General features: G+C 69.7%; 17 protein-coding genes. 8 read left to right on the top strand and 9 right to left on the bottom strand.

Translation table 11 applies throughout. From position 1 onward, the window contains the following. Positions 1-98 precede the first annotated feature (98 nt). The 3 genes from QMG86_RS23160 to QMG86_RS23150 all read left to right on the top strand — a co-directional run bounded on the left by QMG86_RS23160 (position 99) and on the right by QMG86_RS23150 (position 1,924). The gene (locus QMG86_RS23160; RefSeq protein WP_281874778.1) at positions 99-575 is read left to right on the top strand and encodes a hypothetical protein; all 477 of its coding nucleotides are present in this window, start codon (positions 99-101) and stop codon (positions 573-575) included. A gap of 109 nt (positions 576-684) precedes the next feature. Next, positions 685-1,122, top strand: coding sequence for an ATP-binding protein (locus QMG86_RS23155; protein WP_281874777.1), 438 nt, complete (start codon positions 685-687; stop codon positions 1,120-1,122). Next, positions 1,115-1,924, top strand: coding sequence for an RNA polymerase sigma factor SigF (locus QMG86_RS23150; RefSeq protein WP_281874776.1), 810 nt, complete (start codon positions 1,115-1,117; stop codon positions 1,922-1,924). The genes QMG86_RS23155 and QMG86_RS23150 overlap by 8 nt, the downstream gene beginning before the upstream one ends. A 13-nt stretch (positions 1,925-1,937) precedes the next feature. Here the strand turns inward: QMG86_RS23150 and QMG86_RS23145 are convergent, their stop codons facing one another. Then, positions 1,938-2,432 carry a MarR family winged helix-turn-helix transcriptional regulator gene (locus tag QMG86_RS23145; RefSeq protein ID WP_281874775.1) on the bottom strand — a complete coding sequence of 165 codons (495 nt, stop codon included), beginning with the start codon at positions 2,430-2,432 and terminating at the stop codon, positions 1,938-1,940. An 87-nt stretch (positions 2,433-2,519) separates the two neighbouring features. Here QMG86_RS23145 and QMG86_RS23140 point away from each other — a divergent pair, with 87 nt between their 5' ends. Next, a complete protein-coding gene (locus QMG86_RS23140; RefSeq protein WP_281874774.1) occupies positions 2,520-4,634 on the top strand; it encodes an MMPL family transporter in 2,115 nt (704 codons plus the stop codon). Here QMG86_RS23140 and QMG86_RS23135 read toward each other — a convergent pair. From QMG86_RS23135 to QMG86_RS23105, 7 genes are all read right to left on the bottom strand, one after another. Continuing rightward, positions 4,595-5,422, bottom strand: a complete 828-nt coding sequence (locus QMG86_RS23135) for a sterol desaturase family protein (RefSeq protein WP_281874773.1) — start codon at positions 5,420-5,422, stop codon at positions 4,595-4,597. The genes QMG86_RS23140 and QMG86_RS23135 overlap by 40 nt on opposite strands. 4 nt (positions 5,423-5,426) lie before the next feature. Further along, positions 5,427-6,140 carry a FadR/GntR family transcriptional regulator gene (locus QMG86_RS23130; protein ID WP_281874772.1) on the bottom strand — a complete coding sequence of 238 codons (714 nt, stop codon included), beginning with the start codon at positions 6,138-6,140 and terminating at the stop codon, positions 5,427-5,429. A 230-nt stretch (positions 6,141-6,370) separates the two neighbouring features. Continuing rightward, complete coding sequence (locus tag QMG86_RS23125; RefSeq protein WP_159840107.1) at positions 6,371-6,544, bottom strand: CsbD family protein; 174 nt, start codon at positions 6,542-6,544, stop codon at positions 6,371-6,373. Between the two features lie 202 nt (positions 6,545-6,746). Then, positions 6,747-7,556 carry a hypothetical protein gene (locus QMG86_RS23120; RefSeq protein WP_281874771.1) on the bottom strand — a complete coding sequence of 270 codons (810 nt, stop codon included), beginning with the start codon at positions 7,554-7,556 and terminating at the stop codon, positions 6,747-6,749. Between the two features lie 315 nt (positions 7,557-7,871). Further along, entirely contained in the window at positions 7,872-9,167 is a 1,296-nt protein-coding gene (locus tag QMG86_RS23115) for a bifunctional o-acetylhomoserine/o-acetylserine sulfhydrylase (RefSeq protein ID WP_281874770.1), read from the bottom strand. A gap of 46 nt (positions 9,168-9,213) precedes the next feature. Further along, positions 9,214-9,729: an OsmC family protein gene (locus QMG86_RS23110; protein WP_281874769.1), complete on the bottom strand. Its 516-nt coding sequence runs from the start codon at positions 9,727-9,729 to the stop codon at positions 9,214-9,216. A 91-nt stretch (positions 9,730-9,820) separates the two neighbouring features. Next, positions 9,821-10,966 carry an AI-2E family transporter gene (locus QMG86_RS23105; protein WP_281874768.1) on the bottom strand — a complete coding sequence of 382 codons (1,146 nt, stop codon included), beginning with the start codon at positions 10,964-10,966 and terminating at the stop codon, positions 9,821-9,823. Positions 10,967-11,097: 131 nt separating this feature from the next. Between QMG86_RS23105 and QMG86_RS23100 the strand changes: the two genes are divergently transcribed. Continuing rightward, complete coding sequence (locus QMG86_RS23100; RefSeq protein WP_281874767.1) at positions 11,098-12,567, top strand: SDR family oxidoreductase; 1,470 nt, start codon at positions 11,098-11,100, stop codon at positions 12,565-12,567. Positions 12,568-12,592: 25 nt separating this feature from the next. On the opposite strand, the gene QMG86_RS23095 is transcribed toward QMG86_RS23100, so the two are convergent. Beyond that, positions 12,593-13,600: an alpha/beta hydrolase gene (locus tag QMG86_RS23095; RefSeq protein WP_434086212.1), complete on the bottom strand. Its 1,008-nt coding sequence runs from the start codon at positions 13,598-13,600 to the stop codon at positions 12,593-12,595. A 293-nt stretch (positions 13,601-13,893) separates the two neighbouring features. Here QMG86_RS23095 and QMG86_RS23090 point away from each other — a divergent pair, with 293 nt between their 5' ends. From QMG86_RS23090 to QMG86_RS23080, 3 genes are all read left to right on the top strand, one after another. Next, entirely contained in the window at positions 13,894-15,315 is a 1,422-nt protein-coding gene (locus tag QMG86_RS23090; RefSeq protein ID WP_281874766.1) for a condensation domain-containing protein, read from the top strand. Then, entirely contained in the window at positions 15,312-16,943 is a 1,632-nt protein-coding gene (locus QMG86_RS23085; RefSeq protein WP_281874765.1) for an MFS transporter, read from the top strand. The genes QMG86_RS23090 and QMG86_RS23085 overlap by 4 nt, the downstream gene beginning before the upstream one ends. An 88-nt stretch (positions 16,944-17,031) precedes the next feature. Further along, positions 17,032-17,937, top strand: a complete 906-nt coding sequence (locus QMG86_RS23080) for a glucosyl-3-phosphoglycerate synthase (protein ID WP_281874764.1) — start codon at positions 17,032-17,034, stop codon at positions 17,935-17,937. The last annotated feature ends 123 nt before the right edge of the window (positions 17,938-18,060 follow it).

Below are 18,060 nucleotides of genomic sequence, written 5' to 3'. Positions count from 1 at the left end.
CCACAGCGGGCATGCCGGATCCGGAATGAACGCTGTCCTGATGAAGGCTTGGACGACCGGCCGCGCGATCGGTGCGGTCGTGCCGGGGAGGTAGGCCGATGCTGGTCCAGCGTGCTCGACCGCGAAAGCTGTCCGAGAACGCGGCGTTGCCCAGCCCGAGCGCTCTGCTGTGCGCGCTGGGCGGGCAGCACGTGCAGGGCCCGGTCAGCCGGTGGGCGCGCGAGTTGACCGAACTACACCGGCAGTGCCGCGACGACGCGCGCGACGAGGTCGTGATCCGGCGGCGCCGAGCCGAGTTGGTCGACCGGATCGACACGTGGGCGACGTTGCACCTGCCGCGCGCCGCGCCGGGGGTCCGGCTGCACGACGCCAGCCTGGGTGAGGTGATCGATGGGATGGCGGCGGTCGCGGAAGAAGCGTTCTATCTGCTGATGAACGACGACCCGGGCGGCGAGCGCATGCATGCGGCCTGGACCCGGCTGGCCGAGCTGGAGATCGCGTACACGGATCTGGTGCGTGCGGTCGAGGACGGCCGTCGTCGTCTTCCGGCGAAACGGACATCGGGGGCGGAATGATGATCGTCGGGCGGCGACGCGCGTGTTGTGCCGTGGCCGATCGAAGCCCGTGGACGAGAGGGCGTAGGCTTGGCGCTCCGACGGACGGCGCGACTTCTGGGAGCTGTGCATGAGCAAGGGTGAGGGGACTCCTCCCGCGACGACGCGGACCGGCACGATCAGTGTGCGGGTGCCCGCGGTATCCGAACAGCTGGCGATGCTGCGTGCCTTGGCCGAGACGGTCATGCTCATGGCCGATTTCGGCATCGATGAGGTGACCGACATCCGGCTGGCGCTCGACGAGGTGGCCAGTGCGCTGGTGCTGGACGCGGTGGACGGGGCGGAACTGGAGTGCGCGTTCGGCTTCGAGGACGACGCGGTGGACGTGCGCGTCTGCACCGTCACGGTATCGGACACCAGCCCGGACGAGTCCGGCTTCGGCTGGCACATCGTGGCCACGCTGACGGATTCGGTCTCGGCGTCGCGCGGCGCGCACGACTCCGCCGCGGGCGGTTACCCGACTGTCGTCGACTTCCGTTGGGTGCGCGGCGGCTCGAATAATGAGTAGCGAGCCGAATCAGGTCGATTCCAAGCGCAAATCGCGGGGCGACAGCTACGACAATATCGAGCCGCTCTTTGCCGAACTGGCCGCGCTGGCCCCGGACGATCCGCGCCGCGAAGCCGTGCGCGCCGAATTGATCGAGCGCTGTCTCCCGCTGGCCGAACACATCGCCCGCAAGTTCAGCGGGCGTGGCGAGAGTTTCGAGGACCTGCTGCAGATCGCCCGGGTGGGCATGCTCGCCGCCGTCGACCGCTTCGATCCGGGACACGGCGCGACCTTCCTCTCGTTCGCCGTGCCGACGATCATGGGCGAAGTGCGCAGGCATTTCCGCGACTACGCGTGGTCGGTGCGAGTGCCGCGGCGGCTCAAGGAGATCCAGTCCACCATCGGTCCGACGGTGGAGATCCTGTCGCAACGGCTGGGCCGGATGCCGCGGGCGCGGGAGATCGCCGAGGAACTGGGTGCGGACCTCAACGAGGTGACCCAGGCGCTCATCGCCCGCAACGCATACCAGACCTCGTCGATCGACGCCGCCTCCGACACCGACGACGCGGAATCCGGCGGTCCCTCGCTGCTGGACTCGCTCGGCGCCGAGGACCCCGATTTCAGCACGGTAGAGAACTATCTGGCGGTGAAGCCGCTGCTGGCCGCGTTGCCCGAACGCGAGAAGCAGGTGCTGGTGATGCGCTTCTTCGATTCGATGTCCCAGGAGCAGATCGCCCAGCGGATCGGCTGTTCGCAGATGCAGGTCTCGCGGATTCTGTCGAAGACCTTGAAATCGCTGCGCGAGCAGGCCCTGCGGGACTGACCGGCGGCGGGGTTCACTCGCCGGTCAGCTCGTCGTGGTACTCACGCATCGCCTGGATCACCGCGACCAGCACGCGGTGCGCGCCGCGCAGGTCCGCGTCGGCCAGGTCGGCCATCGCGGCGCGGGTCCGTCGCCCGAGCGGTGTGAAGAAGCCGCGCGCCACGTCCATGCCGTGCTCGTCGTAGTGCAGGATGACCCGCCTGCGATCGGCCGGATCGGCGGCGCGGCGCAGGTGCCCTGATTCGATCATGCGCTCGACCAGATAGGTCACCGCGGACGACGAGATCCCCATCAGTTTGCCGAGGCCGCCCGCGGTCAGCGGCGCACCCTCGAGCTCGGCCGTCGCGACGTGCATCAGTGCGCGGAAGTCGTTGGCGCGCAGGTCGTTGCTGCGCGCGAAGACCTGCCCGATCTGCTCGGAGATCGCGGTGAGGGCGCGGATGTCGGCGGCGATGCCGGTTTCCAGTCCGTCACGGTCCGGCCCGTCGGCGTTCGGCTCCTCGGTCAACGGCGCATCCTTTTCCACACGGGGGATCAGCGTAGTTCAGCCGGTGTCTCAATTGCTTAATATTTCAATTTCTGAGAGAGTTGCGGTGTGAGCGCTTGGGATCGCTATGCGTCGGTGGTAACCGCCCGGACCTCGTGGGTGCTGCTTCTGGTCCTCGCCGCGGCCTCGATAGGGCTGATCGGTGCGGTGGGCGAGAACGAGTCCGCCGGGCAGGCCCCGACCGCGCTGCCGTCCTCGGCGGAGTCGGCGCGGGTCGAACAGGCGCTGGAAGAATTCCCGGACGCGGGGACGGCCGCGGCCATCGTCGTCGTCACGCGCGCCGATGGCGGCGACCTGACCGACGACGACCGGAACGCCACCGCCGAAGCCGTAGCCCGTGCGTCGGGACGGGCGCCGGGGCCGAGTGACCTGATCGCGGCGCCGGACCGGAAGGCGGCGATCGGGCAGGTGCCCGTGGACGCCGACCTGAACGGATTCGCGCTCACCGACCGCATCGATGACATCCGTGCCGCCGCGCGCGACGGCTTGCCCGCCGTGCTCGTCCTGCAGGTCACCGGTGGTCCGGCCTTCGGCGCCGACATCGCCGACTCGTTCTCCGGCGCGAACGTCACGCTGCTCGCGGTGACCGCGGTGGTCGTCGCGGTACTGCTGATCGCGACGTACCGGTCCCCGGTGCTGTGGCTGGTGCCGCTGGCGGTGGTCGGCGCGGCCGACCGGGTGGCCACCAGCGCGGGAACCGTGCTGGCGCGCGTGACCGAGCTCACCCTCGACGGCTCGACCTCCGGTGTCACGAGCGTGCTGGTGTTCGGCGCGGGCACCAACTACGCGCTGCTGCTGGTCTCGCGCTATCGCGACGAACTGCACCGGGAACCGGACCATCGCGCGGCGTTGCGGCAGGCGGTGCGGCGCGCCGGGCCCGCGGTCCTGGCCAGCAACGTGACGGTGGTGGCCGCGCTGCTCGTGCTGGTGCTCGCCTCGGTGCCGAGCACGCGCAGCCTCGGTGTGATGGCCGCGCTGGGCTTGCTGGTGGCGGTGGTGTTCGTCCTGCTGGCGCTGCCCGCCGCGCTCGCGTTGTGCGGGCGCAAGGTGTTCTGGCCCTTCGTGCCGCAGGCCGACCACCGCGACACGGCTGACGAGGGGATCTGGCACGCGCTCGCCGTCCGGGTGGTGCGCAGGCCCGCCCTGGTGGCCGGAAGTGCGCTCGTGGTGCTGGCGGTCTGCGCGACCGGCTTGCTGACGACGCGGGTAGGGCTTTCGCAGACCGAGCAGTTCCGGGTCCGCGCGGAATCGGTGGCGGGATTCGATGCTCTGGCACGGCATTTCCCGTCCGGCGCTTCCGATCCCGCGATCGTCCTCGCGCGCGGCGAGGCGGCGGCGGGCGTCGAGGAGTCGTTCCGGCGCACCGAGGGCGTGGTGCTGACCTCGCGGACGGGCACCTCGCCGACCGGACTGACCCGGTGGTCGGTGGTGATCGACGCGCCGCCGTCCTCCGCGCGCGCCTTCGACACGATCGAGGCGCTGCGGGCGTCGGTCGCGCCGGTGCCGGGAGCCGACGCGATGGTCGGCGGCGCCGATGCCCAGGCGCTGGACGTCCAGACCGCCGCGAGCCGGGACCGCGGGGTGGTCATCCCGCTCATTCTCGTCGTCGTGCTGGTGGTGCTGCTCGCGCTGCTGCGCGCGGTGCCCGCCGCGCTGCTGCTGGTGGCGGTCACGGTGTTGAGCGCGCTGGCCGCGCTGGGGCTGGGCAGCTGGATGAGCGAGCACGTCTTCGGCTTCCCGGCGCTGGACATCAGCGTGCCGCTGTTCGCGTTCCTGTTCCTCGTCGCGCTCGGCGTGGACTACACGATCTTCCTCGTCACCAGGGCCCGCGAGGAAACGCCGCGGCACGGCACCACGCACGGCATGGTGCGGGCGGTGTCGGTGACCGGTGCGGTGATCACCAGCGCGGGCATCGTGCTGGCGGCGGTGTTCTGCGTGCTCGGCGTGCTTCCGCTGATCACCCTCACCCAGGTCGGCATCGTGGTCGGCCTCGGCATCCTGCTCGACACGTTCGTGGTACGCACGGTGGTGATCCCGGCGCTGTTCAGCCTGATCGGACGCGGGATCTGGTGGCCGAGCCAACTGCGGCTGATCGAGGAGGACGGCGCTGCTTCCGACGCGGATCAGTCGGCCGGCGACCAGCCGGGCCCGCGGAACAAGTAACCGCCCCTGGCGCGCCAGGAGGATGCGCCGCGCAGGTCGCGCCAGATCGAGATCCACTCGTGGGCGGCGACCTTGGCCGGGTTGAACGTCTCGATGTTCTTGGTCAGCCCGTAGCGGACGCGTTCGGTCTCCGGCTCGAACGTGCCGAACAACCGATCCCAGACGATCAGGATGCCGCCGTAGTTCTTGTCCAGGTAGCGGTCGTTGGAGCCGTGGTGCACCCGGTGATGGGAGGGCGTGTTGAAGACGAATTCCACCGGCCGCCACAGCGTCCCCACCCGCTCGGTGTGGATGAAGAACTGGTAGAGCAGGCTGACGGACTGCTGCAGCAGGATCATCCAGGGCGGGAAGCCGGCCAGTGCCAGCGGCAACCAGTAGGGCAGTGAGCTGAACGGGGTCCACGGTTGGCGCAGGGCCGTGGAGAGGTTGTAGAACTCGCTGGAATGGTGCACCACGTGGCTGGCCCAGAACACGCGCACGGTGTGGTGGGTGCGGTGATACCAGTAATAGGCGATCTCGTCGGCGAAGAACAGCGCGATCCAGGTGAGCGGCTGGTCGGCCGGGAGGTGGACCGGCGCGGCCAGATACGCCGCGGCGTACACCGCGACGACGACGAGTTTCCAGCCGAGGTTCACCACCACATTGCCCAGCCCCATGAGCACGCTGGTGCGGGCGTCACGGAACTGGTAGCCGAGCTGGTCGTCGTCGGGCAGCAAGTGGAAGGAGGCGGCTTCCAGCGCCAGGCAGAGCACGAAAACCGGTATGGCATGGGCGATCAGGTCGAACAAAGGGTCAATCTCTCGGTGCGGTTTGGGCGTCGACCAGGCGGGTGAGCAGGGCGTAAGCGGTGTCGTATGCCGCGGCGGCGTCGCGGCGGGCGATGCATGCCGCCAGGGCGCGGTGCGCGCCGGGGTCGACGTATTCCTTGTTCAGGCCCAGTTCGGCGACGATCTCCATACCGATCCCGAAATAGCCCGCGACCAGGGTGTTCAATGCCAGCCGGTAGGCGAGGTTGCCCGAGCCGTCGAGGATGGCCACCCAGAAGGCCAAGTCGGCCTCCACCACGGCGCCGAACGGCGCGGTGGCGTCCGGATAGGCCGCGGCGGCGCCCTGCACCGCCGCAAGTTGCTCGGCGTCGGCGTGCTCGGCGCACAGCCGGGCCGCGTCGGCGGCGACGGACCGCCGCATCACCGCGATGTCGCGCAGGATCCGTTGCGCGGGTACCGCGCCCGAACGAGTGACCGCGGTCAGAATGTCCAAGCCCGCGTGCGAGCGCCAGTCGAGCACCCGGGTCTTGCCGCCCGGCGTGACGCGCACCAGCCCGCTCTGCTGCACGCGCTTGAGCGCTTCGCGGACGGCGTGGCGGTTGACCTGGAACATCTCGGCCAGTTCCCGTTCCGAGGGGAGCGTCGCCTCGGGGGCGATCCGTCCGCTCAGGATCGCGTCGATGATCTGGCCGAACACGACATCGGAGACGGCGGTGCGGGCGACCGCGGCGAATTCCATGCGACCGAGTGTGGCGCACCGAGGTCAACAGGTCAACTGGTTGGACCAGTTGCTCGCGAGAAGCGGGCGGATGACCGCTCGGTGCGGCCATCCGCCCTGGCTAGGCGTAACTCCGCCGTCGCTACGGCCGTGGGGGACGCTTGCGTCGGGTAGCGTCCGCTCGATATGCGATCCACGGCCGTGGCGGGGCTCCGGGCGGACCACGTCCGACCGCGCCCGTCGGACGGTGGTCAGTGCCGGAAGGCGTCCTTGACCTTCTCGCCGGCGTCCTTCAGGTCGGACTTGACCTTGTCGGTGCGGCCTTCGTCGCGCTTCCCCCGGTCGCCCGCGGCCTCGCCGAACTTCTCTTTGGCCTGGCCGGCGACTTTTTCGGCCTTGTTCTTCGCCTTGTCGACTGTGCTCATGTCACAACCTCCTTGTGAAGAGACCGGCCGACCATCTTCAGCCGGTCTTCTACGCGATAGCCCGTTATCGGGAGGCCAAACGTCCGGCATTTCCGAACAAAGCAGAAGACCCGGCCGGAACCGGGTCTTCGCGAAATTCGTGCGTATCGAAAACGACGAGTTCACGCGGTGTCTTCCGCCGCGGAACGCACCGGAAAGCGGATTACGAGGCAGGAACCGTGGGCGGTGTGAGAAGGCCCTGGAGCACACCGACACCGGCGCCGACAGCCGCGCCGACGGCGATGGCAGGAGACGCGACGAACCCGTAACCGATGGCGGCGCCGAGAGCCATGACGGCCACCGTCCCGGTCGGGAACATCGGCAGGCCCGCGATGGCGCCGCAGACCGCGCCGATGACGGCTCCGATGGAGGCGACCGGCGAGGCCACCATGCTGCCCACCGAGGCGCCGATGGCGGTGGATCCGAGGAGGTCGGCGGCGATCCGGTCGGAGCGCGATGGCTCGAAGCCCGCCGAATCCAAGGTCTGCGCGATGCTCGCTTCGGGACCCGCGATCGCGTCGTTGAAGATCTTGCCCTGCTCGGGCGTCAGGAAGTCCGGCCTGCCGATCACCACCGAACCCACGCGCAGCGTGCCGGGCGGCGCCTCGATCGGCGCGACCCCGGGGGCCGGGGCGGCGGGATTGGGCAGATGCAGCCGCTGCGGGACGATGGGGGCGAGCACGTTCGCGTCCGGCATCGGCCGGGTGGTGCTCGAGTCGTTGCGGCCGGCGGAGACCGGGGGCGGCGCGACTTCGGGCGGAACGACGTCGTCCACGGGATCGGCCGCCGGAGCGAGGACGCCGACTGCGGGGGCCGGGGCGAACGGGATCTGCACGGAGATCTCCGGCAGCAGCGGGTCGGCGGTGGCGGTGGCGGCGCCGACCACGGACAACGGGATGGCGCTCGCGACGACCAGAGTGGCGGCGCGGCGTAAGAAGGGGTGCGCTGGAGTTTCGGGTACCGCTATGTCCATGGACTTACCCACCTCATTCTGACGAGGACATATACCTACCTTTCTAGTTCGGTTCAGAAAGCCATACGGATGCGCGAAACTTCGATTTCTTTTCCGAACGTGAGGAACCGCACGCGTGCCAATCGAATCCGCGCCGCGGGGGTGAATAACCGTGCGCCGGAGGGTAACCGATGACCACTGTCGGTGCGTCCCTATTTGCCGACGGAAATCATGGAAAACCGCTTCGAAACAGGTTCTCGCCCTGCCGGGCCGCGCTCGATCCGGATCGCGGACAGGCAAAACGCCCCGGGGCACACCACCCCGGGGCGCGATGCGTCAGGAAGCCGCCGCGAAACCCGCGCGCAGATCGGCGAGGATGTCGTCGATGCCTTCGATGCCGACCGCGAGCCGGACCAGACCGGGCGTGACGCCCGCGGCCAGTTGCTCTTCGGGTGTCAGCTGCGAGTGGGTGGTCGAGGCCGGGTGGATCACCAGCGAGCGCACGTCGCCGATGTTGGCGACATGACTGTGCAGCCGCAGCGCCTCGACGAACCGCTTGCCGGCATCCACGCCACCGGCCAGCTCGAAGCCGATCACCGCGCCGGTGCCCTTCGGCGCGAGGGCGCGGCCCCGCTCGTACCACGGCGAGGACGGCAGGCCCGCGTAGGACACCGACGTGACTTCCGAACGGGTGGTGAGGAATTCGGCGACCGCCTGCGCATTCTGCACATGCCGCTCGATCCGCAGGCTCAGCGTCTCCAGGCCCTGGCTGATCAGGAACGCGTTGAACGGGGAGACCGCCGAGCCGAGATCGCGCAGCAGTTGCACGCGCGCCTTGAGCGCGTAGGCGGGCGCGCCGAGTTCGGCGTACACGACACCGTGGTAGCTCGGGTCGGGTTCGGTGAAGCCCGGGAACCGGCCGCCGGTCCACTCGAACTTGCCGCCGTCCACGATCACGCCCGCGATGGCCGCGCCGTGTCCGCCGAGGTACTTGGTGGCCGAGTGCACGACGATGTCGGCGCCGTGGGCCAGCGGCTGGATCAAGTACGGCGTGGCGACGGTGTTGTCCACGATCAGCGGCACACCGTGGTCGTGCGCGACGCCCGCGATCCCAGGGATGTCGAGGATGTGGTTCTGCGGGTTGGAGACCGTTTCACCATAGAGCGCCTTGGTGTTCGGGCGGATCGTGGCTTTCCACTGCTCGAGGTCGTCGGGGTCCTCGACGAAGGAGACCTCGATGCCGAGCTTGGGCAGCGAGTAGTGGAACAGGTTGTAGGTGCCGCCGTAGAGCCGGGGGCTGGAGACGATGTGGTCGCCCGCGCCCGCGATGTTGAGGATCGCGAAGGTCTCCGCGGCCTGCCCGGAGGCGAGCAGCAGGGCGGCGACGCCGCCTTCCAGGGCGGCGATGCGCTGCTCCACCGCGTCCTGGGTCGGGTTCATGATCCGGGTGTAGATGTTGCCTGGCTCCGCCAGACCGAACAGCGCCGCCGCGTGCGCGGTGTCGCGGAAGGTGTAGGAGGTGGTCTGGTAGATCGGCAGCGCGCGGGCGTTGGTGGTGCCGTCCGGAATCTGTCCGACGTGGATCTGCTTCGTCTCGAAGCTCCAGTCCTGGGACAGGTCGGGTTCGGTCATCGGGGTGGTCTCCTTCAGTGGTTGGTCGATCGGGTTGCGACGGCGGCTAATCGGTGATCAGGGTGGTCTCGACCGGAGTGCGCCCGGTGGTGAGATCGAGCACGGGGCAGTGCGCGTCGACGGCCTGCTGCAATTCGGCATAGCGCTGTGCGGTGTCGGGTCCGCCGATGCGAACGGTCACCCGCACCGCCTGGAAACCGGCGCGGACGCTGTCATCCAAGCCGAAGAATCCGCGCACGTCGAGATCGCCTTCGGCGCTCACCGACAATTCGTCGACGGTGATGCCGAGGCGCTGGGCCCAGAACCGATAGGTCACCACCTGACAGGCGATGAGCGACGCCAGGTACACCTCTACCGGGTTGGGCGCGGTGTCCGCGCCGCCGAGCGCGGGCGGCTCGTCCACGCGCACGGTGTGCTTGCCGAGGGTGATCGCGCTGCCCACCGTCCCCTCCGGGGTCCCGGAGGCACGGAACACCACCAGCGCGTTCGCCGGGTCGTCCGCGACGGCGCGGGCCGTCGTGTCGGCGATGTCGTTGAGCGGGGTGCCCACATCAGTTGTCATGTCCACTGACGCTAGGAACCCGGGCGGGCGACGGCGATAGTTACATTCGGACTGAGTGCAACGATGGCGCGCGGCTTTTCGTGCGACGCGGTCAGTCCGCGGGCTCGGGGTCGGTGTCCGGCTCCGGCGGCGGCACGGTGGCCGCGTCGATCTGCTCGCCGACATATCGCAGGACGACCGCGGCCATCGCGACCACGGGGACGGCCAGGAACGCGCCGACGATCCCGTACAGCGAGCCGCCCGCGGTGACCGCCAGCAGCACGATGACCGCGTGTAGCTGCATGCTGCGGCTCTGCAACACCGGCTGCAGCACGTTGCCCTCCAGCTGCTGCACGGCGATGACGATGCCGAGCACGATCAGCGCGGTCACGAAGCCATTGCCCACCAGGGCGACCAGCACGGCGAGCGCACCGGCGACGAACGCGCCGACCATCGGGACGAACCCGCCGAGGAAGGTGATCACCGCGAGGACCAGCGCCAGCGGGACCCCGAGGATGACCAGGCCCGCGCCGATGCACACCGCGTCGACGAGGCTGACCAGCGCCTGGGTGCGGATGAACCCGCCGAGCACGACCCAGACCCGGCTGAGCACCTCCTCGAGGTGCCTGCCGCCGCGGCTGCCGGAGACGCTGTGCAACCACGGCAGGAAACGCGGGCCGTCCTTGACGAAGAAGAAGGTCAGCACGAGCACCAGGAACAGGGTGACCAGCACCGACGTCGCGGTGGTGACGCCGCTGAACACTCCGGTCGCGATCTGCTCCGAACTGGACTGCAACTTGGAGACGATCGCGTCCACGGCCGAATCCAATTGCTCGTCACGGATTCTCAGCGGCGGGCCCTGCAACCAGTCGCGCACCTGGTTGACGCCCGCGCTGGACTTGTCGGCCAGTTCCGGGGCCTGGTCCACGACCGAGGGCACGATCAGCGCGATGATGCCGGCGAGCACGCCGATGAATCCGAGCACCGCGAGCGAGGCGGCGGCGGCGGGCGGCAGGCCGCGTGCGGTGAGCCAGCGCACGGGCGGCCACAGCACGGTGGCGACGACGATCGCCAGCGCCACCGGCAGGATCACCACCCACAGCCGGGCGACCAGGAATCCGAGCACCCACGCGCCCGCCGCGATCGCGACGATGCACACCGCCCACTTGGCCAGCCAGACCAGGCCCGCACCGATGACGTCGCCGCGATCCCGCGGTGCTGGCTTGTCCGGTCCGTGGCTTTTGCTACGTTCGCTCACGGGCCCAGTCTGGCACGAGGACGCCCGAGCGATCAGAGCTCGCCGCTGCCCGCCCGGACGCGCACACGCCGGGAACGCGCACTGTTTGACCCCGCGGCCCCGGGTCATCACCTGAGCACGTCATCGGAAGGATGGTTGCCGTGCGGTGTGTGGTGTTCGGTGCGACCGGCTACATCGGCGGACGACTGGTGCCCGAACTGCTGCGCGCCGGTCACACAGTCCGCGTGCTGGCTCGCACCCCGGGCAAGCTCGCCGAGGCGCCGTGGCGCGATCGCGCCGAGGTGCTGGCCGGTGACGTGACCTCCGCCGCCGACGTGCGCGCCGCACTGGCCGGACAGGACGTGCTGTACTACCTGGTCCATTCCTTGACGCGGGCCGACTTCGACACCGTGGACCGGGAAGCCGCCATCCTGGTCGCGGCCGAGGCGGCGGACGCCGGGCTGATCAGAATCGTCTACCTCGGCGGCATCGTCCCGGACGCGCAGCGGCTGTCGCGGCACCTGGCCTCGCGCGCCGAGGTCGGCGACATCCTCGGCGCGGGTGCGGTGCCCGCGCTGGTGCTGCGGGCCGCGGTGATCATCGGTTCCGGCTCGGCCAGTTTCGAGATGCTGCGCTATCTGACCGAGCGGCTGCCGATGATGGTCACCCCGCGCTGGGTGCACAACCGGATCCAGCCGATCGCGGTGCGTGACGTGCTGTATTACCTGACCGAGGCGGCCTCGCTGCCCGACGGCGCGGGCGGTGCCTTCGATATCGGCGGTCCGGACGTGCTGACCTACGCGCAGATGATGCGCGGCTACGCCGAAGTGGCGCGGCTGCCGCGCCGGCTGATCGTGCCGGTGCCGGTGCTGACGCCGTGGTTGTCGGCGCAATGGGTGAATCTGGTGACGCCGGTGCCACGCTCGATCGCCGTGCCGCTGATGGAATCGCTGATCAACGACGTGGTCTGTCATGACCACGCGATCGCCGACCTCATCGCGGACCCGCCGGGAGGACCGACCGGTTACCGCCGGGCGGTGACGCTGGCACTGCAGAAGATTCGCGACCTGGACGTGCCGACCAGGTGGTCGGACGCCCATCCGCCGGGTGCGCCGTCGGATCCGCTGCCCACCGACCCGGAATGGTCGGGCGGCTCGCTGTACCGGGATGTGCGCGAACGGCACACCGACGCCGACCCCGCGACGCTGTGGCGGGTGATCGAGGCGATCGGTGGCGAGCACGGCTGGTATTCGTTCCCGCTGGCCTGGTCTCTGCGCGGCTGGATAGACCGGCTGGCGGGCGGCGTCGGTCTCGGCCGCGGGCGGCGCGACCCGCACCGGCTGCACGAGGGCGAAGCGCTGGATTGGTGGCGGGTGGAGCGGTTGGAGCGGCCTCGGATGCTGCGGTTGCGCGCTGAGATGCGGGTGCCGGGCCGGGCCTGGCTGGAGCTCGCGGTCGAGCCCGATGGTCCCGGCGCCACCTATCGGCAATGCGCGTTGTTCGAGCCGCACGGGCTGGCCGGGCACCTGTACTGGAAGTCGATCGCGCCGTTCCACGCCGCTATCTTCGGCGGGATGGCCCGCAACATCACCGGCGCCGCGGAAGCGGTCCGCGCGCGCTGACGCGGGCCGGCCGCCTGCGCTTCGGCTATCCGGTGGTGGGGGAGATCGCCAGTGCCGTGGCGATCAGCGGCCAGGAGTTGTGCAGATCCTGCTGCCAGTAACCCCAGGAGTGGGTGCCGACGGGCCGGAAGTCGAAGGTCGCCGGGATGTCGAGCTCGCGCAATCGATTGCTCAGGTCGTGCGCGCACTGGTTGATGACCGCCTCCAGGAATCCACCGGTGACGAGCTGGCTGGCCAGTTTCTCGCTGTTACCGTCGATGCCCGGTCCGTCGGGTGTATCGAGCGGGCCCGGTATACCGGTGCCGGTGGAGACGTAGATGGCGGTGCCGCGCAGTTGCTCGGCATGCAGGTAGGGATCGTTGGCCGCCCACTGCGGGTCGGTGGGCGGCCCCCACATGTTCAGGGTGTTGCCGCGCCAGCGGGTGACCACCGCGGCGACCATGGCTTGTCCCGCGGGATCGCTGGTGCGCACGCACCCGCTGTAGGAGCCGAGGGCCCGGTAGAGCCGGGGTGCGGCGAGGACGAGCTGGAATACCGAGGTGGCCGCCATGGAGATGCCGGCGACGGCGTTGGCGCCGTTGCCCGAAAAAGCGGCATCGATCAACGGCGGCAGTTCCCTGGTGAGAAATGTCGTCCAGCGTTGCCTGCCGAGTACGGGATCGTCCGTCCGCCAATCCGCGAAATAACTTCCCTCGCCGCCCATCGGCACGACGACGTTCACTTGACGGTCGCGAAAGAATTCCTCGATATCCGTCTGATTCGGCCAGTTGCTTCCTCCGGTGCCACCGCTGGCGCCATTGAGCAGATACAGCACGGGCGCCGGTCTCGAATTGTCCGGCGCGCGGATCACTTTCACCGGGACGGTGGCGCCCATCGCGGCGGAGTAGATCCGCACGTCGGTCAGGCGGCCGATGACCGGGCCGATGTCCAGCACCCTGGAACCCTCGGAAGACACCGGATAATCGAGGATTTCAGTTTCCGATTGTGCTATCGCCCCAGGCCAACGGGGAATCATCAGGGTGGCGGCGAGCATGAGCGCGATGGCGATCGAGGTGCTGACCGCGCTCGGTGTGGCTGTCGTTCGAGCGTGCACGTGAGACCTCCGAACCTGGTTCGTGCACTGTCGTGGTGGCGAAGGTAGGACGCGATCACGCGGCCCGGCAAGCGCCAGCGCGCATTCTTGGGAAACTCGACGAGCCACTCGCGCGGTCCTCTGGTGGCGGTCACAAGATTTTGTCTCACCTATGGTCGTCCGATGTTTCCTGTCGTTAACTTTCCTGAGGGTCAGTCGAGAATTTCCTCTCGCCCGCACGAATCGAGAACACTGTGGTCAATTTCGGTTTCATCGACGAATGGCAGCCCACGGCGGGAAGGCTCACCAGTTGGCGGGCCGCGCCGGAATCACTCGCCGCGGCGCGCCGCGCGCCGGCGCATCCGGCGCCACCGTCGCATCAGCAGGAGGAATATCTGCGCACCGCGCACCGCACCGCGGATGCGGGATTCCGCGTTTCGCGGGTGTGCATGATCGCGTTCACGATTCCCGGCGTCCCGGATCGGGCGGCGCTGACCCGTGCGATCGAGGCGTTCCTGCGCAGGCACGACACGTTCTGGAGCTGGTTCGTCAGCACCGCGGCGGATGAGGTGGAGCGCCGTGTGCTCGACCCGGCGGACATCCGGGTCGTGCCCACCGAGCATGGCGTCTACACCGACAGCGACGCCATCCGGGCGCACGTCCTCGCCGAGACGCCCGGTCCGCTGGAGTGGGACTGCTTCAGCTTCGGGATCATCGAGCACGCGGAGTCGTTCACGGTGTACGCGGCGGTGGACCACCTGCACACCGACGGCGTCGCGCAGGCGTTGTCCTGTGTGGACCTGTTGACGCTCTATGGCAGCGAATTGTCCGGCCGCACCCTGACTCCGGCGCCGGTGACCGGTCACATCGCCTACTGCGAGCGGGAACGCCGCCTCAGTGCGGAGCTGACCGCCGAATCGCCGCAGATCTCCGTCTGGCTGGATCTGCTACGGCGCAACGGCGGTGATGTACCCGGCTTCCCGGTGGACCTGTGGGCCGCCGGCGACGAGCACATTCGGGGCGCGCAGGTGACCACCGACCTGATCGATGAACCGGGTGCACTGCGTTTCGAAGAGGTCTGCCGGGCCAACGGCGGCCGGTTCACCGGCGGATTGTTCGCCGCGGCCGCGCTCGCCGAGATCGAACTGGCCGGTGGCGATTGGTATTTCGGCCTGACACCGGTGAACACACGCCGCACCGAGGGGGAGGCCGCGTCGGTCGGGTGGTACACGAATCTGATTCCGGTGGCCTTCCCGGTGCGCGCCGATCAGTCGTTCACGGGTGTGGTCGCCGCGGCCCAGGCGGCCTACGACCGGGGCAAGGAGCTGACCGACGTGTCGCTGCACCGGGCACTGCAACTGGCGCCGCCCGAACTCGGCATCCGCACCCGGCCCGGCTGGTCCGCACGGATGCTGTCCTATCTGGACATTCGCAAGATGGCGGGCGTCGAGATGTTCGACAAGATCGACGGTGGCATGTTCGCCAATCGCGGCAGCTCGCGCGAGGTGTACATCTGGATCAACCGATTCACCGATGTCACCACGCTGAGCCTGCTGTTCCCCGATACGCCGCGGGCGCACGAGGTGATCGCGCGCTACGTCACCGCCGTGCGGGCGATCGTGGCCGATGTCGCCGCGAAAGGCGACCGCGCGGTGCGGGCCGGCGCCCTTCCATGAGCACCCGGGCGCGCATTGTCACCGGCCCGGAGCCGGTGATCGCCGGCTCGGCGGCGTGGGCAGCGCTGGGCGCCTGCCTGCTGGCCGTGTTCATGCAGATGCTGGACATGACGATCGTCAACACCGCCCTGCCGAGCATCGCACGGGAATTGGCGGCGCCCGGTTCGGCGCAGGTGTTCGTCGTCGTGGGCTACAGCCTGGCCTTCGCGGGCACCCTGATGACCGCCGCCCGGATCGGGGAGTCGATCGGGCGGCGGCGGGTCTTCATCGGCGCGATGGCGGCCTTCACAGTCGCCTCGGTGTGGTGCGGGCTGGCCCACCTGCCCGGTGAGCTGATCGCGGCGCGCGCCGCGCAGGGTCTGTCCGCCGCGGCGATGTCCGCGCAGGTCATCGCCATCATCAGCGCCGTGTTCCCGAAACAGCGGCAGCCGTTGGCCTTTGGGCTGTACGGCGCGGCCGCCGGTCTCGCGGCCATCGCGGGCCCCTTGCTCGGCGGCGCGGTCATCGCCTCCGATCCGTTCGGTCTGGGCTGGCGTGCCATCTTCCTGCTGAACGTGCCGCTGTGCGTGCTCGGCTTGCTGCTCGCGCACCGGCACCTGCACGTGGGCAGGCCCGCCACCACGGAACGGCTGGATGTCGTCGGCGCGGCGCTGGCGACCTGCGGGCTGGTCGCCTTGCTGTATCCCCTCGCGGCCGGCCGCGAACAGGGCTGGCCGCCACAACTTTTCGGATTGGCCGGCGCCGGGCTGGCGCTGCTGGTGGTGTTCGTCTGGCACCAGCGCGGACGGCTGCGATCGGGGGAGAGCCCGCTGTTGCGGATCGATCTGTTCGCGGACCGGGGTTTCGCGGTCGGCTCCGTGCTGACGCTGCTGTTCTTCGCCATCTTCGCGGCCTTCTTGTTCACCGTCTCGGTGACGGCGCAATCCGGGCTGGGCTTCACGGCGTTGCGGACCGGGATTCTGGTGTTGCCGTTCGCGGTCGGCGGCGCGTGCGGCGCCCTCACCTCGCCGGTACTGGTGGGACGGATGGGCAGTCGCGCGCTGACCCTCGGCGTGTCGATGTTCGCCGTCGCGATCGCCGTCATCGCGGTGACGGTCCACCCCGCCGACGCCGGGATCGATCTGGGGCGGCTCGCCGTCCCGGTCTTCGCCGCAGGCGCCGGGATGGGACTGTTCGCCGCGCCGCTGCCCGCGGCCATGATGGCGGGCGTCGCCGAACGGGCGACCGGCTCGGCGTCCGGAACGGTGCCCACCGTGCAGCAGATCGGTAGTTCGGTGGGGGTGGCGATGCTCGGCTCGCTGTTCTTCCGCCGGGTGGACGCCGACACCGACCTCGGTGTCGGGCACGCGAAATCCGTTCTGGCGGCATCGCTGTCGAACTCGCCCGCGGCGCAGCGTGACCGCGACGTCACCACTTTCACCGAGTGCGCCGAATCGGCGCTGCGTTCGCCGACCCCGCACCTCGACGCGCACACCTGCCCCGGCGCGGGGGCCGACCTGGCCGGTCAGATCGCCGCCGCGCACACCTTTCTCGCCGCCTGCGTCACGGTGCTGTGGGTGGTCGCGGCGACCGCGCTGGCGCTCGTCGCGCTCAGTCTCGCGCTCCCACGGAAGGGGGCGGCACGGTGACGGCGCTCGGTCGTGCGACCGCGTCGTCCGACTTTGGTCGGCCACAACGAACAACACGACGGACCAGGGCCTGGAAAGGACGCTCTCCATGACGCCAACAGCACCCGGCGTCGTCCACTACGACCGAGTGTGGTCGTATGACGAGCTACTCGAACGCAAGCGGCACCGCACCGTCTCGGTGGTCGTTCCCGCCCTGAACGAGGAGGACACCGTCGCGGGCGTGGTCGGCTCGATCCGCGACCTGGTCGGCACCCTGGTCGATGAACTGATCGTGCTCGACTCCGGCTCCACCGATCGGACCGCCGCCCGGGCGCGCGCGGCGGGCGCGACCGTCTACTCCCGCGAGCAGGCGCTGCCCGCCGTGCCGCCGTGCCCGGGCAAGGGCGAGGTGCTGTGGCGGTCGCTGGCGGTGGCCTCCGGTGACTTCATCGTGTTCGTCGACGCCGATCTCGTCGCGCCCGACCCGCGGTTCGTCCCCTCGCTGCTCGCGCCGCTGCTGTCGCACGACGACCTGCGGTTGGTGAAAGGGTTCTACCGCCGGCCGATCGGCGACGCCGCGGACGGGGGCGGACGCGTCACCCAACTGGTGGCCCGGCCGCTGCTCGCCGCGCTCGTGCCGGAGCTCGCCGAGTTGCGGCAGCCGCTGGGCGGCGAGTACGCGGCGACCCGGGAACTGCTGCGCGCGTTGCCGTTCGCCCCCGGCTACGGCGTCGAGATCGGCATCCTGATCGACACCTGGCGCAGGCACGGAGCCGGAGCGATCGGGCAGGTCGACCTCGGCGCCCGCGTGCACCGCAATCGGCCGCTGCCCGAATTGGCCGAGATGAGCAGGCAAGTGATCGCGACGCTGCTCGACCGGCTCGGCATTCCCGACTCGGGCGCCGCGCTGACGCAGTATCTGCCGCAGGGCTCGGGCTGGCGCGCGGTGCCGGGCGCGGCGCCCGCGGCCGATCGGCCGCCGATGACAACGCTGACCGGCACGAGTGTGCGCTGACGACGGGTGTGGTTGCTCATCGATGCCGCTGGTCGGCGGCGCGTCCGGTCGCAGGCGCGGGCGACGTCCGGACACCGGCGCTGCGCCACGGCGACCGCGAGTCCGCCGGAGCTCGGCCCGGTC

This window comes from Nocardia sputorum, assembly GCF_027924405.1.
Lineage (GTDB): Bacteria > Actinomycetota > Actinomycetes > Mycobacteriales > Mycobacteriaceae > Nocardia > Nocardia sputorum.
This window is presented reverse-complemented; position numbering and strand designations above follow the sequence as displayed.

What these genes read in the sequence shown, in the direction of transcription:
- QMG86_RS23160 (WP_281874778.1), top strand. Translation starts at nt 99, where the DNA reads ATGCTGGTCCAGCGTGCTCGACCGCGAAAGCTGTCCGAGAACGCGGCG.
- QMG86_RS23155 (WP_281874777.1), top strand. Translation starts at nt 685, where the DNA reads ATGAGCAAGGGTGAGGGGACTCCTCCCGCGACGACGCGGACCGGCACG.
- QMG86_RS23150 (WP_281874776.1), top strand. Translation starts at nt 1,115, where the DNA reads ATGAGTAGCGAGCCGAATCAGGTCGATTCCAAGCGCAAATCGCGGGGC.
- QMG86_RS23130 (WP_281874772.1), bottom strand. Translation starts at nt 6,140, where the DNA reads ATGGAATTCGCCGCGGTCGCCCGCACCGCCGTCTCCGATGTCGTGTTC.
- QMG86_RS23125 (WP_159840107.1), bottom strand. Translation starts at nt 6,544, where the DNA reads ATGAGCACAGTCGACAAGGCGAAGAACAAGGCCGAAAAAGTCGCCGGC.
- QMG86_RS23120 (WP_281874771.1), bottom strand. Translation starts at nt 7,556, where the DNA reads ATGGACATAGCGGTACCCGAAACTCCAGCGCACCCCTTCTTACGCCGC.
- QMG86_RS23115 (WP_281874770.1), bottom strand. Translation starts at nt 9,167, where the DNA reads ATGACCGAACCCGACCTGTCCCAGGACTGGAGCTTCGAGACGAAGCAG.
- QMG86_RS23110 (WP_281874769.1), bottom strand. Translation starts at nt 9,729, where the DNA reads ATGACAACTGATGTGGGCACCCCGCTCAACGACATCGCCGACACGACG.
- QMG86_RS23100 (WP_281874767.1), top strand. Translation starts at nt 11,098, where the DNA reads ATGGTTGCCGTGCGGTGTGTGGTGTTCGGTGCGACCGGCTACATCGGC.
- QMG86_RS23095 (WP_434086212.1), bottom strand. Translation starts at nt 13,600, where the DNA reads ATGCTCGCCGCCACCCTGATGATTCCCCGTTGGCCTGGGGCGATAGCA.
- QMG86_RS23085 (WP_281874765.1), top strand. Translation starts at nt 15,312, where the DNA reads ATGAGCACCCGGGCGCGCATTGTCACCGGCCCGGAGCCGGTGATCGCC.
- QMG86_RS23080 (WP_281874764.1), top strand. Translation starts at nt 17,032, where the DNA reads ATGACGCCAACAGCACCCGGCGTCGTCCACTACGACCGAGTGTGGTCG.